The following is a 14,246-nucleotide window of genomic DNA, read 5'->3' on the forward strand; positions in this document are numbered from 1 at the left end:
CCGAAACCGCGGACGTCGCGGCCTTGCGCACGGACCGCAGCGCGCCGCGCAGCCGGTCGGCGGCCTCCTCGCCCCGCTTGGTCCCGGAGCCGGAAGTCCCCTTTGCCGTCTCCTGGTCCGAAGACTTCTCCGGCACGGGCGGCAACGCCACGACCCGGGTCGCGTCCGCCGGCACCTCCTCCTTGGGATCGGGCGCGTGGATGACCTCGTTGAGCATCGCCCGCGCGCTGTCGTCGGCCAGGCGCTGCTGCGGGTCCTTGGCGAGCAGCCCGAAGATGACGTTCTTCAGCGGCCCCGCGTTCTTCGGCTCCCCGACCGGCTCGGTCATCACCGCGGTCAGCGTGGCGATCGCCGACCCCTTGTCGTAGGGCGGCACGCCCTCGACCGCCGCGTACAGCAGTCCGCCGAGCGACCACAGGTCCGCCGCCGGGCCCGGCTTGTGCCCGCGCGCCCGCTCCGGCGAGATGTACGAGGGGGCGCCGACGAGCATGCCGGTGGAGGTGATGGACGGGTCACCCTCGACCTGGGCGATGCCGAAGTCGGTGAGCACGACCCGGCCGTCCTCGGCGATCAGCACGTTCGACGGTTTCACGTCGCGGTGCAGGATGCCCTCACGGTGCGCGGCACGCAGCACGTCGAGGATCGCGAGCCCGACCTCGGCGGCTCGCTTCGGCTCGAGCAGGCCGTCCTCGCGGATGACCTCCGCGAGCGACTTGCCCTCGATCAGCTCCATCACGATCCAGGGCCGGTCGTCCTCGTGGACCACGTCGAAGACGGTCACCGCGCCGTTGTTGCGGATCCGGGCGATCGCCTTGGCCTCGCGCAGCGTGCGCGTGATGAGCCGGCGTTTCTCGTCCTCGTCGATGCTCGACGGGAACCGCAGCTCCTTGACGGCGACCGTGCGGCCCAGGGTCTCGTCCTTGGCCCGCCACACCGTGCCCATGCCGCCGCGGCCGAGTACGTCTCCCAGCCGGTACCGCCCGGCGAGGAGACGTTCGCTCTTGTCCTGACGGGATTCCCCCGCCCGCTCCGCCTCCGACATGCGTCCCCTCATGCAACCCGCCCTGACAGAGCCTCCATTGTCCCTCACGCACGGACCGCCCAACGCCCAGGGTGCCCCTGATTCGGCCGCTCGGCCCGTATCGAAGGGCGCCTCGGCCGAACCCCACCGCCGGAGCGGTCGGGAACGGGCCTGGCCCGATCCCCCATCAATGCGCGTACGGCATGGGCCTGTTCGGAGGGACGAGAAGCCGCAGGAGTCCCCAGGAAAGCCCGCCCGCGGCCCTCTCTGCAACCTCTACAACGGCACGATGTCCGGCGCGCCCAGCCTCGCCGCATCCGCCGTCAGATCGTCGGGCTGGCGCTGCGACTCCCGCTCCGCCTCCACCCGCTTCTCATAGTGCTCGACCTCGCGCTCGATCTGGTCCTTGTCCCACCCGAGCACCGGCGCCATCAGCTCGGCCGCCTCCCGGGCACTGCGCGTCCCGCGGTCGAACGTCTCGATCGAGATGCGGGTCCGCCGGGTCAGCACGTCGTCCAGGTGCCGCGCGCCCTCGTGCGAGGCCGCGTACACGACCTCCGCCCGCAGATAGTCGTCGGCCGCCTTGAGCGGTTCACCCAGTGAGGCATCGGCCGCGATCAGGTCGAGCACTTCCTCCGCCAACGAGCCGTAACGGTTCAACAGGTGCTCCACGCGGACCACATGCAGCCCGGTACGTGCCGCCATGCGTGCCCGCGCGTTCCACAGCGCCCGGTACCCCTCGGCGCCCAGCAGCGGGACGTCCTCGGTGACGCATTCGGCGACGCGCCGGTCGAGGCCGTGCACCGCCTCGTCGACGGCGTCCTTGGCCATCACCCGGTACGTCGTGTACTTGCCGCCTGCCACGACCACGAGCCCTGGCACCGGATGCGCCACCGTGTGCTCGCGGGACAGCTTGCTGGTGGCGTCCGACTCCCCGGCGAGCAGCGGCCTGAGACCCGCGTACACGCCCTCCACGTCATCACGGGTGAGCGGCACCGCCAGGACCGAGTTCACATGCTCCAGCAGATAGTCGATGTCCGCGCTGGAGGCCGCCGGGTGCGCCTTGTCGAGGCTCCAGTCGGTGTCGGTCGTCCCGATGATCCAGTGCCGGCCCCACGGTATGACGAAGAGGACGGACCTCTCGGTCCGCAGGATCAGGCCCGTCGTCGAGCTGACCCTGTCCCTGGGCACGACCAGATGGATGCCCTTGGACGCCCGTACGTGGAACTGGCCCCGCTCGCCCACCATCGCCTGGGTGTCGTCGGTCCACACCCCGGTGGCGTTGACGATCTGCTGGGCGTGGATCTCGTACTCCCCTCCCCCCTCCACGTCCTGCACTCTGGCGCCGACGACCCGCTCGCCCTCGCGCAGGAAGCCGGTCACACGCGCCCGGTTGGCGACCTTCGCCCCGTACCACGCGGCCGTACGCACCAGGGTTGCCACATAGCGGGCGTCATCCATCTGCGCGTCGTAGTACTGCAACGCGCCGACCAGCGCGTCCTTCTGCAGACAGGGGGCGACACGCAGGGCGTGACGACGGCTCAGGTGACGGTGCAACGGCAGGCCTCGGCCGTGTCCGCGGGCCATCGACATGGCGTCGTAGAGCGCGACGCCCGAGCCCGCGTACAGCCGTTCCCAGCCCTTGTGCTGAAGCGGATACAGGAACGGCACCGGCTTCACGAGATGGGGCGCGAGGCGCTCCAGCAGCAGCCCGCGCTCCTTCAGCGCCTCGCGCACCAGCGCGAAGTCGAGCATCTCCAGATAGCGCAGGCCGCCGTGTATCAGCTTGCTGGACCTGCTGGAGGTGCCCGACGCCCAGTCACGCGCCTCGACCAGGCCCGTGGCCAGACCGCGCGTGACGGCGTCCAGAGCAGTGCCCGCGCCGACCACTCCTCCGCCCACCACCAGCACGTCCAGCTCGCGCTCGGCCATCGCCGCCAGCGACTCGGCGCGCTGCGCCGGCCCGAGTGTCCCTGTCCTCACCGCTGCCTCCCGCCATGTCGCACCGGCCCCACCCGTCAAGCGAAGCCCGACTCACATTCCCCCATGCCCAAAGTCTGACCGGGATGCCCGACTTCGGCCACCACGCGCCCGGGGCCTGTGGACAACACACGGGGAAATTCACCCCGTCAATCCCGCAAATCGGTCATATTTACCCCTAGTCTGACATTGCGCTCGCTCTTTCTGTCCACAGGGCTTGCGCACCTCTCCCGCTTCGGCTATCGGGAAGGACGCCCCACGCCATGCCCGCAGATCTCGCCGTCATCGGACTCGGTCACCTCGGCCTGCCCCTGGCCCAGGCCGCAGTCGCCGCCGGCATCCCCACACTCGGGTACCGCACGGGCCCTGAGGCCGGTTCCTTCACCGCCGCCGAACTGCGACGGATGCTCGCGCGGGGTTTCCGGCCGACCACCAACCCCGCCGAACTCGGCCGTGTCCGCACCGCCGTCATCTGCGCCCCTGCGTCGCGCGGCGCCGACGGCACGCCCGACCTGACCCAGGTGGAGGCGGCCGCCCGCACGCTCGCCGCGCGACTGCGTCCGCACACCACCGTGATCCTGGAGTCGCCGGTGCCGCCCGGCACGACGGACGAGTTCCTGCGTCCGCTCCTCGAAGAGGGCTCCGGTCTGCGCGCGGGACGCGACTTCCACCTCGCGTACTCGCCGAGCCGCGTCGACCCCGGCAACCGCGACTTCGGGGCCGCCAACACCCCCAAGGTCATCGGCGGCCTCACCCCCGCCTGCACCGAGTCGGCCGCCACCTTCTACGGGCGCCTGACCGACAAGGTGGTACGCGCGCGTGGACCGCGCGAGGCGGAGACCGTGCAGGTCCTGGAGACGAACTACCGGCAGGTCAATATCGCCCTGGTCAACGAGATGGCGGTGCTCTGCCACGACCTGGGCGTCGACCTGTGGGACGTCATCCGCTGCGCGGAGACCAAGCCGTTCGGCTTCCAGGCCTTCCGCCCCGGCCCCGGCGTCGGCGGCCACGCCGTCGCCCAGGACCTCGCGGGCCTGACCGGACGCAGCCTGCGGATGGTCGAACTGGCGCAGCAGGTCAACAGCAACATGCCCCGGTACGTCGTCCAGCGCGCGGCCACGCTCCTGAACGAGCACGGCAAGTCGGCCCGCGGCGCGCGCGTGCTGCTGCTCGGCGTGACGTACAAGCCGGACCTCGCCGACCTGCAGGGCTCCCCGGCGCACGAAATCGCGCTGCGGCTGATGGAGCTGGGCGCGTCCGTCAGCTACCACGACCCGCACGTTCCCGCGTGGAGTGTCCTGGACCGCCCGATCCCGCGCGCGGACTCCCTCTACGAGGCGGCGGCCGGCGCCGACCTGACGATCCTGGTCCAGCAGCACCGTACGTATGACCTGCAGGGGTTGTCGGTGAAGGCGCAGTTGTTGCTGGATACGCGGGGGGCTACGCCTACGGGGGCGGCGCATCGGTTGTGAAGGGGGGCGCGTGGGTGGCTTAGCCGCTGGGGCTGGTGGCGTACGGGGCGGCTCCGCCGATACCGTGCGGGCAGGTGGAGCTCACCGCAGCGGGCAAAGAATTACTGCGGCAGGCTCCAGGCCGGTTAACGGGTGTCCGCCCCTAGTGTTTATAGGGGCGGCCGCTCACCATCCGAAGATCCGCAAGATCCACCTCCTCCGACGTCGCGCCACCCGATGGCGGATCCGGTACCGTACAAAAGCGGAGCCCACCGCAGGGGTCACTGCGGCAGGCTCCAGGATGGTTCACGGAGTGTCCGCCCCTAGTTCTTGTAGGGGCGGCCGCTCACCATCCAAAAATCCGCAAGATCCACCTCCTCCGGCACTGCACCATCCGAAGACGGATCCGGTCCCAGCCCTTCACCGTCCGAAGACGGATCCGGTCCCAGCGGGTGGGCTTGCGGTGACGGCCCATGGGCGCGCCCCCTTCCACGACGCCGCCCAGAGACCCGGTAAGCGGCACGTCGGAACTCGGGCCGGGCCCCGAGGGCCGGGGTCCGGAACCATGTCCTTGGAAGGGGGCGCCCCAGAGAACTGGGTCGCCGGAAACGGACACTATCGGCTCAGCACGGCCGACCGACGCGCATTCGCCCCGAACGCAACCGTGCGCCCTCCGCCGTAAAACGCGCCCCACCAGGGCCACTTGAACACGCAAAAGGGCCCGGACCGCGCAGGTCCGGGCCCTCGATGCCGTACGGCCTACCGCCGATGCTGCGAATCCGCCACCGTCACCTCGACCCGCTGGAACTCCTTCAGCTCGCTGTACCCGGTGGTCGCCATCGCCCGCCGCAGAGCCCCGAAGAAGTTCATCGATCCGTCCGGCGTGTGCGACGGGCCCGTGAGGACCTCCTCGATCGTGCCGACCGTGCCGAGGTCGACCTTCTTGCCGCGCGGCAGCTCCTCGTTGACGGCCTCCATGCCCCAGTGGTTGCCCTTGCCCGGTGCGTCCGTCGCACGCGCGAGCGGCGAGCCCATCATCACCGCGTCGGCGCCGCAGGCGATCGCCTTGGGGAGGTCGCCGGACCAGCCGACGCCGCCGTCCGCGATCACGTGCACATACCGGCCGCCGGACTCGTCCATGTAGTCGCGCCGGGCCGCCGCCACGTCCGCGACCGCCGTGGCCATGGGGACCTGGATGCCCAGCACGTTGCGCGTGGTGTGCGCGGCGCCGCCGCCGAAGCCGACCAGCACACCGGCCGCGCCGGTGCGCATCAGGTGCAGGGCTGCGGTGTACGTGGCGCAGCCGCCGACGATCACCGGGACGTCGAGCTCGTAGATGAACTGCTTCAGGTTCAGCGGCTCGTGCGAGCCGGAGACGTGCTCCGCCGAGACCGTCGTACCGCGGATGACGAAGATGTCCACTCCCGCGTCGACGACCGCCTTGGAGAACTGCGCCGTACGCTGCGGGGAGAGCGCGGCCGCCGTGACCACGCCGGAGTCGCGCACCTCCTTGAGGCGCGCGCCGATCAGCTCTTCCTTGATGGGAGCCGCGTAGATCTCCTGGAGGCGGCGGGTCGCGGACTCGGCGGGCAGCTCCGTGATCTCGTCGAGCAGCGGCTGGGGGTCCTCGTACCGCGTCCACAGGCCCTCGAGGTTCAGCACGCCGAGGCCGCCCAGCTCGCCGATGCGGATCGCGGTGGCCGGGGAGACGACCGAGTCCATGGGGGCGGCCAGGAAGGGCAGCTCGAAGCGGTAGGCGTCGATCTGCCAGGCGATCGAGACCTCCTTCGGGTCCCGCGTACGGCGGCTGGGGACGACGGCGATGTCGTCGAAGGCGTACGCCCGGCGGCCGCGCTTGCCGCGCCCGATCTCGATCTCAGTCACGTCTGTGGCCTTTCCCTGATGCGTTTCAGCGTCTTCCAGTATCGCCGACAGGTGCGGCGGCGGCCCCGCGCAGGTACGCCGAGGGCGGTCCCGGAGGCTCCGGGACCGCCCTCGGCGTACCGACCGCGCGCGTGTCAGCCCTTGTTGGTGTAGTTCGGCGCCTCGACGGTCATCTGGATGTCGTGCGGGTGGCTCTCCTTGAGACCCGCCGAGGTGATCCGTACGAAGCGGCCCTTGGACTCCATCTCGTCGATGGTGGCGGCGCCCACGTAGCCCATGGTCTGGCGCAGGCCTCCGACGAGCTGGTGCAGCACGTTGGACAGCGGGCCGCGGTAGGGCACCTGGCCCTCGACGCCCTCGGGCACGAGCTTGTCGTCGGACGACACCTCGGCCTGGAAGTACCGGTCCTTCGAGTACGACTTGCCCTGGCCGCGGGACTGCATGGCACCGAGCGATCCCATGCCGCGGTACGACTTGAACTGCTTGCCGTTGATGAACAGCAGCTCGCCCGGCGACTCCTCGCAGCCCGCGAGGAGGCTGCCCAGCATCACCGTGTCGGCACCGGCGGCGAGCGCCTTGCCGATGTCGCCGGAGTACTGCAGACCGCCGTCGCCGATCAGCGGGATGCCCGCCGGACGGGCGGCGAGGGAGGCCTCGTAGATGGCCGTGACCTGCGGGACGCCGATACCGGCGACCACTCGGGTGGTGCAGATCGACCCCGGGCCGACACCCACCTTGATGCCGTCGACACCGGCGTCGATGAGCGCCTGGGCGCCGTCGCGGGTGGCGACGTTGCCGCCGATCACGTCGACGTTCACGCTCGACTTGATCTTCGACATCCAGCTGAGGGCGTTGCTGTTGTGGCCGTGCGAGGTGTCGACGACCAGGAAGTCCACACCGGCCTCGGCGAGCGCCTGGGCGCGCTCCAGCGCCTCGGGGCTGGCGCCGACGGCGGCACCGACGAGCAGGCGGCCCTCGGCGTCCTTGGCGGCGTTGGGGTACTTCTCCGCCTTGACGAAGTCCTTGACCGTGATGAGGCCCTTGAGGATGCCCGCATCGTCGACCAGGGGCAGCTTCTCGATCTTGTGCTTGCGCAGCAGTTCGATGGCTTCGGTGCCCGAGATGCCGACCTTGCCGGTGACCAGCGGCATCGGCGTCATGACCTCGCGGACCTGACGGCTCCGGTCGGACTCGAAGGCCATGTCGCGGTTGGTGACGATGCCCAGCAGCTTGCCGGCCGGGTCGGTGACCGGGACACCGCTGATGCGGAACTTGGCGCACAGGGCGTCCGCCTCGGCGAGCGTGGCCTCGGGGCGCACCGTGATCGGGTCGGTGACCATGCCGGACTCGGACCGCTTCACCAGGTCGACCTGGTTGACCTGGTCCTCGACGGAGAGGTTGCGGTGCAGCACACCGACGCCGCCCAGCCGGGCCATCGCGATCGCCATGCGGGACTCGGTCACCTTGTCCATCGCCGCCGACAGCAGCGGGATGTTGACACGCACGTTGCGGGAAATACGGGACGAGGTGTCGACCGCGTTGGGGAGCACCTCGGATGCGCCCGGCAGCAGCAGCACGTCGTCGTAGGTCAGCCCGAGTGTCGCGAATTTTCCGGGCACTCCGTCGACGTTGGCAGTCATGACACCTTCCCCAAATGGCCTTGATCGGTGCGGATGTCCATGCTAACGGGAAGCATGGGTCTCTCATTCCACGGTTCGGGGTGGCCCCCGGCTTCGTATGTTCGTACGGAGTCCGTGTTCGGCCTGTTCATAGGGGGCCCGGGGGCCGCGTGCCCAGAGGCTGAGCATGGTTCGGCACCGCCGAACTGCACCGCCGAACTGCACCGCCGAACTGCACCGCCGAACTGCACCGCCGAACTGCACCGCCGAACTGCACCGTCGTGGCTGATCGCCGTTGCGGCGGAAAAGAACCCGCTACTGCTCGGCCAGCGCCCGCAGCCTGCTCAGTGCCCTGTGCTGCGCCACCCTCACCGCTCCCGGTGACATTCCCAACATCTGACCCGTCTCCTCCGCCGTCAAGCCCACCGCGATCCGCAGCAGAAGCAGCTCGCGCTGGTTCTCGGGGAGGTTGGCCAGGAGCTTCTTGGCCCACTCGGCGTCGCTGCTCAGCAGCGCCCGCTCCTCGGGGCCCAGGGAATCGTCCGGGCGTTCCGGCATCTCGTCCGACGGGACCGCCGTCGAACCGGGGTGCCGCATCGCCGCGCGCTGCAGATCGGCGACCTTGTGCGCGGCGATCGCGAAGACGAACGCCTCGAAGGGGCGGCCGGTGTCCTTGTAGCGCGGCAGCGCGAGGAGGACCGCGACGCAGACCTCCTGGGCCAGGTCCTCGACGAAGTGACGGGCATCGCCGGGCAGTCTGGACAGGCGCGTACGGCAGTAGCGCAGGGCCAGAGGGTGAACGCGGGCGAGCAGGTCATGGGTCGCCTGCTCGTCGCCGTCGACGGCGCGATGGACGAGCGCACCGATCAGCGTTGTCTCGTCGTCGCGCATCGGTCCATGGTGCCTTGGCGTGGTCCGATCCGTGGCACCGCGTCCGTAGTTGTGCACCGAAGCGTTATGAGCAGGTGCGCCGGAACTCATCTCCTGCGCCCTCCCCTCCCGCTCGATCGACTCGTCCCCGAGGAACTCCACACCTCCAAGGATGCGGCATCCGCGGCGAAACGAGCAGCGGGCACCCGGCGGGCCCCATTGCCAAGCGGCTCCAGGGACGTGCGGGAGCGTTCCCGCGCCGTTCGCGACATGCGTTCCCGCGCCGTTCGCGACATGCGTTCCCGCGTCGTTCGCGACATGCGTTCCCGCGTCGTTCGCGACATGCGTTCCCGCGTCGTTCGCGACATGCGTTCCCGCGTCGTTCGGGACATGCCCGAACCTCCCTGGGCCGCGCCCCGCCCACCGAGCGGCAGGCGGGGATCCGCGTACCCCCGCGATGATCCACTCAGCGGACCAGGCCCCACCGGAAGCCGAGCGCCACCGCGTGCGCGCGGTCCGAGGCGCCGAGCTTCTTGAACAGTCGCCGGGCGTGCGTCTTCACGGTGTCCTCGGAGAGGAACAGCTCGCGGCCGATCTCCGCGTTGGAACGGCCGTGGCTCATGCCCTCGAGCACCTGGATCTCACGCGCGGTGAGCGTCGGCGCGGCGCCCATCTCGGCCGAGCGCAGCCGACGCGGGGCGAGCCGCCAGGTCGGGTCGGCGAGGGCCTGCGTGACGGTCGCCCGCAGCTCCGCGCGCGATGCGTCCTTGTGCAGATAGCCGCGCGCGCCGGCGGCGACCGCGAGCGCCACCCCGTCCAGGTCCTCGGCGACGGTGAGCATGATGATGCGCGCACCGGGGTCGGCGGACAGCAGCCGCCGCACCGTCTCGACGCCGCCCAGACCGGGCATGCGTACGTCCATCAGAATCAGGTCCGAGCGGTCGGCCCCCCAGCGGCGGAGGACTTCCTCGCCGTTGGCCGCCGTCGTCACGCGCTCGACGCCGGGCACGGTCGCCACCGCGCGGCGGAGCGCCTCTCGGGCAAGCGGGGAGTCGTCGCAGACGAGGACGGATGTCATGACCGCCCTCCGCAGCTGATGCGCGTCACCTTGAGCCTCCAGGCTGGTACGAATCGTCACCTGTGCGGTCGACGCCCTCGGACGCCTGCCCGAGCGCTTGTGTTTTCAACCGCCTCCGCACTCTCAACGATGGTCACTCGAAAGAGTTACGGTGCAGCAAGCCATCTTCGGCACTGTACGTGAGGGTGCGGACACGGTGCAGACATGCGCGGCGGACCCTCGAACTTTCATCACAACCTATGCCCCATTTAGCCGCTTTTCTTCCCGTTAGGTGGTGTCTGGAGCTAGATTCGCAATGAGTCATATTTTCATCTCCTAAGATCGTCGATGTACGGTCGGAGGTGCATATCCGCCCATAACGGCAACAAGGGGACACGCAATGGCAGATTTCTCCCGCCTTCCCGGTCCGAACGCGGACCTCTGGGACTGGCAGCTCCATGCGGCCTGCCGTGGGGTCGACAGCTCGCTCTTCTTCCATCCGGAGGGTGAGCGCGGTGCAGCCCGGAGCGCTCGCGAGAACTCGGCCAAAGAGGTCTGCATGAGGTGCCCCGTGCGCGCGGAGTGTGCGGCACACGCACTGGCGGTGCGCGAGCCGTACGGCGTATGGGGTGGACTGACCGAGGACGAACGCGAAGAGCTCATGGGACGAGCACGCAACCGGCTGGTGCCGGCATCGACGACCAGCGGGGGCACCGCCGCCTCGAACAACTGAAGGAACGTTTTTGCACGACGGGCACGCACGAGCGTGCCCATTTTTGGGGTGAGGCACCCCATCTTTGGGGTGAGGTACCCCCATCCGAGGGCCGACGCCCCCTCTCCAGCAGGGTGGAGTGACCCCTGTTGAGGCAGGGTGGAGTGCCCTAGCGCACAGCCGCCCGCGCCAGCTCTCCCAGCGTCGCCGCCACCGCCGGCACATGTGCCAGGTCCGGCAGGGTCAGGGCGACGATCTCCCGCCGCACCGCGGGTTCCAGCGCCACCGGGCGCGCACCCCTGGGACGTACGGACTCGATCGCGAGCTGCGGCAGGACCGCCACGCCGAGGCCGGCGCCGACCAGGCCGACCACCGCCGGATAGTCGTCGGTCGCAAAATCGATGCGCGGAGTGAAGCCGGCGCTCTCGCACACCTCCACCAGCTGCCCCCGGCAACGCGGACAGCCCGCGATCCAGGGCTCGCCGGCGAGCTCGCCGATCGCGACCGACTCCGCGCGCGCCAGCCGGTGCCGGTCGGGGACGAGCCCGACCAGCCGGTCGACGAGCAGGGGCCGTACGACCAGGTCGTCCCACTCCTCGGCGCCGGCCGCCCCCTCGTAGCGGAAGGCGAGCGCGATGTCGCAGTCTCCGGCCCGCAGTTTCTCGACGGACTCGGGCGGCTCGGCCTCCTCCAGGGAGACCCGGGTGCCGGGGTGCGCGGCCCGCAGGGCGGCGAGCGCGGCCGGGACGAGCGTGGAGCTGCCGCTCGGGAAGGAGACGAGGCGGACGCGGCCGGCGCGCAGTCCGGCGATGGCGGCGACCTCCTCCTCGGCGGCCGTCAGCCCCGCGAGGATGCCCGCCGCATGCCGCACCAGCGCCTCGCCGGCCTGCGTCAGACGCATCTCACGGCCGCTGCGGATCAGCAGCGGTGTGCCGACGGACGCCTCCAGCGCCTTCATCTGCTGGCTGACGGCGGGCTGGGTGCAGCCCAGCTCGCGCCCCGCCGCGGAGAAGGAACCGGTGGCGGCCACGGCGCGCAGCACGCGGAGATGTCGGGCCTCGATCACCCTGTGAGCATAAGCGCATCTTGGATACGGCGGCGAATATTGCATCGACGCTTTGACTGCGCATCCCCTACCGTGCGGACATGAAGCTTCTGTCTCTGAACCTGGGCCGGCCCGTGGCCGTCGACCACACCGACCAGCCGGAGGGCCTGACCGGCATCGACAAGCAGCCCGTGACCGGGCCGGTGCGGGTGGCCGCGCCCGGACCCAAGGGGACCGGCGCGAGCGGGGTGGCCGGTGACACCGTGTGCGATCTGAGGCACCACGGCGGCGACGACCAGGCGGTGTACGCGGTCGCCCGTGAGGACCTGGACGACTGGGAGCGCGAACTGGGCCGGACGCTGCCGAACGGCTCCTTCGGGGAGAACCTCACCACGGAAGGGCTGGACGTGTCCGGCGCACGGATCGGCGAGCGCTGGCGCATCGGGTCCGAGGTGGTGCTGGAGGTCACCTCCGGGCGGATCCCGTGCCGCACCTTCCAGGAGCACCTGGGCGAACGGGGCTGGGTCAGGCGGTTCACGCAGAAGGGCGCGCCCGGCGCGTACCTGCGAGTGGTCGAACCGGGTGAGATACGGTCCGGCGACCCCATCGAGATCGTGCACCGGCCCGACCACGACGTGACGGTCGCCCTCCAGTTCCGGGCGTCGACGACGGAACGGCACCTGCTGCCGCGCCTGTTGGCGGCAGGCGACGCTCTGCACCCGGAGAGTGCGGCGTCGGCCCGGGAGTACGCGCAGAAGCACACGGCCGGGAACTGACGGAGCCCCTGGGGACGTTGGTGGCGGAGCCGGTGAAATGCCCGGTCCGCCGGGCGGACTCCCCCGGTCCGGGTCACTATCTTTGGCCCATGACAACGGCTCTGATTACGGGATCGACCGCGGGCATCGGCGCCGCGTTCGCACGGCGGCTCGCCGCCGACGGCCATGACCTCGTCCTGGTGGCACGCGACACCAAGCGGCTGCGGGAGCAGGCGACCGAGTTGCACGACCGCCATGGCATCGAGGCGGAGGTGCTGACGGCGGACCTGGCGACCGACGACGGCATCGAGAAGGTGGCCGCGCGCCTGTCCGACCTCAGGAACCCGGTCGACCTGCTGGTCAACAACGCGGGCTTCGGCAACAAGGGCCGTTATCTCGACGTGCCGATGGCCGACGAGCTGAGGATGCTCAAGGTGCACTGCGAGGCCGTACTGCGGCTGACGAGCGCGGCGGCGGAGGCGATGCGTACGCGCGGCCGCGGCGGGGTCGTCAACGTGGCGTCGGTCGCGGCGTTCGTACCGCGCGGTACGTACGGTGCGTCCAAGGCATGGGTCGTGCAGTTCACGCAGGGCGCGGCGAAGGACCTGGCCGGGTCCGGCGTACGGCTGATGGCGTTGTGCCCGGGCTTCGTACGGACGGAGTTCCACGAGCGGGCCGGGATGGGCACGGACAACATCCCGAACTGGATGTGGCTGGACGCCGACAAGCTGGTCGCCACGGCGCTCGCGGATCTGGCCCGGGGCAAGTCGCTGTCCATCCCGGACCCCCGGTACAAGGCGCTGATGGGCGTGGTGAAGGTGACGCCGCGCGCGCTGCTGGGCGGGATCAGCTCGCGGACGGGGCGCAAGTACGGGCCGCAGTAGGCCTTCGAGTACGGAGCACGGGCCGCGGCAGGGGCCGAGCACGGTCTCCACGGCACAACTACGGCCCGTGGCAGGACAGGTGACGCCGCCCCTCGGGTGGGAAAATGGGCGTATCTGCCGGACCCAGGGGGGCCAGAGGCGGCGTCATGACATTTGTGCAGGTCATCGACTGTAAGACCAGCCGATTCGACGAGATGAACCAGCTCATGGACACATGGCTGGAGCAGACCGGGGGCAAGCGGACCGCGACACACAGCCTGATCGGCAAGGACAGGTCCGACTCCTCGCACTTCATCGAGATCGTGGAGTTCCCGTCGTACGAGGAGGCCATGCGGACCTCGAACCTTCCGGAGACCGACAAGATCTTCCACGACATGATCGCCCTCTGCGACGGGATGCCCACCTTCACGGATCTGGAGGTGGTGCGGGACGAGCAGTTGTACGTGGCCAACGTCCGGCGGTTCTTCGAGACGCTGGCGACCAAGGGGGAACTGCCGCCGCTCAACGCCCTGATCACCGAGGACTGCCACAGCCACGATCCCGTCAACGCCCAGGACACGATCGGGCTGGACGCGCTCCGGCGCGAGTACGAGGTGTGGCGGAACGCCTTCGACTTCACGTTCACGCTCGACGACGTGATCGCCCAGGGTGACCGGGTCTGCGCGCTGTGGACCTGGAACGCCACGCACACGGGCGAGTTCCTGGGGATCCCGTCCACCGGCAGGAACGTCACCATGACCGGGATGACCCTGATCCGGTTCGGTGCGGACGGAAAGATCGCCGAGACCTGGTGGCAGCACGACCAGCTCGGGCTGATGGCCCAGCTCGGTGCGCTCGACGCGCTCGAGAAGTAGGCGCCTTCGAGAACCAGGGCGCCCTCGAGAAGCAGGGCGCCCTCGAGAAGCAGGGCAACGGGAAGGCCCGGCACCCCAGGGGGGTGCCGGGCCTCAGTACGGCCTGCCGACGTA

At 70.1% G+C, this 14,246-nt stretch carries 12 protein-coding genes; 5 read left to right on the plus strand and 7 right to left on the minus strand.

The genetic code is table 11. The annotated features are described in order from the left end of the window. Both ABT186_RS39545 and ABT186_RS39550 read right to left on the minus strand, forming a co-directional pair. On the minus strand, positions 1 to 1,042 hold a 1,042-nt coding region (locus ABT186_RS39545), incomplete at its 3' end, for a serine/threonine-protein kinase (RefSeq protein ID WP_351929217.1). A gap of 255 nt (positions 1,043 to 1,297) precedes the next feature. Further along, the gene (locus ABT186_RS39550; RefSeq protein WP_351929219.1) at positions 1,298 to 3,004 is read right to left on the minus strand and encodes a glycerol-3-phosphate dehydrogenase/oxidase; all 1,707 of its coding nucleotides are present in this window, start codon (positions 3,002 to 3,004) and stop codon (positions 1,298 to 1,300) included. A gap of 260 nt (positions 3,005 to 3,264) precedes the next feature. On the opposite strand from ABT186_RS39550, the gene ABT186_RS39555 reads away from it, so the two are divergent. Then, positions 3,265 to 4,473 (plus strand): nucleotide sugar dehydrogenase, encoded by a 1,209-nt coding sequence (locus ABT186_RS39555; protein ID WP_351222723.1) that lies wholly within the window; start codon positions 3,265 to 3,267, stop codon positions 4,471 to 4,473. Positions 4,474 to 5,211: 738 nt separating this feature from the next. On the opposite strand, the gene ABT186_RS39560 is transcribed toward ABT186_RS39555, so the two are convergent. From ABT186_RS39560 to ABT186_RS39575, 4 genes are all read right to left on the minus strand, one after another. Continuing rightward, positions 5,212 to 6,336: a GuaB3 family IMP dehydrogenase-related protein gene (locus ABT186_RS39560; RefSeq protein ID WP_351222721.1), complete on the minus strand. Its 1,125-nt coding sequence runs from the start codon at positions 6,334 to 6,336 to the stop codon at positions 5,212 to 5,214. A gap of 134 nt (positions 6,337 to 6,470) precedes the next feature. Next, positions 6,471 to 7,976 carry an IMP dehydrogenase gene (gene guaB / locus ABT186_RS39565; protein ID WP_351222719.1) on the minus strand — a complete coding sequence of 502 codons (1,506 nt, stop codon included), beginning with the start codon at positions 7,974 to 7,976 and terminating at the stop codon, positions 6,471 to 6,473. 294 nt (positions 7,977 to 8,270) lie between these two features. Then, entirely contained in the window at positions 8,271 to 8,846 is a 576-nt protein-coding gene (locus ABT186_RS39570; protein WP_055493219.1) for a sigma-70 family RNA polymerase sigma factor, read from the minus strand. Between the two features lie 445 nt (positions 8,847 to 9,291). Next, entirely contained in the window at positions 9,292 to 9,903 is a 612-nt protein-coding gene (locus ABT186_RS39575) for a response regulator transcription factor (protein WP_003948568.1), read from the minus strand. Positions 9,904 to 10,282: 379 nt separating this feature from the next. Between ABT186_RS39575 and ABT186_RS39580 the strand changes: the two genes are divergently transcribed. Further along, a complete protein-coding gene (locus ABT186_RS39580; protein ID WP_351222716.1) occupies positions 10,283 to 10,615 on the plus strand; it encodes a WhiB family transcriptional regulator in 333 nt (110 codons plus the stop codon). 148 nt (positions 10,616 to 10,763) lie between these two features. Here the strand turns inward: ABT186_RS39580 and ABT186_RS39585 are convergent, their stop codons facing one another. After that, complete coding sequence (locus ABT186_RS39585; protein ID WP_351222714.1) at positions 10,764 to 11,660, minus strand: LysR family transcriptional regulator; 897 nt, start codon at positions 11,658 to 11,660, stop codon at positions 10,764 to 10,766. A gap of 80 nt (positions 11,661 to 11,740) precedes the next feature. Here ABT186_RS39585 and ABT186_RS39590 point away from each other — a divergent pair, with 80 nt between their 5' ends. The 3 genes from ABT186_RS39590 to ABT186_RS39600 all read left to right on the plus strand — a co-directional run bounded on the left by ABT186_RS39590 (position 11,741) and on the right by ABT186_RS39600 (position 14,132). After that, positions 11,741 to 12,415, plus strand: a complete 675-nt coding sequence (locus tag ABT186_RS39590) for an MOSC domain-containing protein (protein WP_351222712.1) — start codon at positions 11,741 to 11,743, stop codon at positions 12,413 to 12,415. Between the two features lie 89 nt (positions 12,416 to 12,504). Continuing rightward, positions 12,505 to 13,278 carry an SDR family NAD(P)-dependent oxidoreductase gene (locus ABT186_RS39595; RefSeq protein WP_351222710.1) on the plus strand — a complete coding sequence of 258 codons (774 nt, stop codon included), beginning with the start codon at positions 12,505 to 12,507 and terminating at the stop codon, positions 13,276 to 13,278. A gap of 146 nt (positions 13,279 to 13,424) precedes the next feature. Then, positions 13,425 to 14,132 (plus strand): ester cyclase, encoded by a 708-nt coding sequence (locus tag ABT186_RS39600; RefSeq protein ID WP_351222708.1) that lies wholly within the window; start codon positions 13,425 to 13,427, stop codon positions 14,130 to 14,132. Positions 14,133 to 14,246 lie beyond the last annotated feature (114 nt).

The sequence above is a fragment of the Streptomyces sp. NPDC001634 genome, assembly GCF_040298185.1.
Classification (GTDB): Bacteria; Actinomycetota; Actinomycetes; order Streptomycetales; family Streptomycetaceae; genus Streptomyces.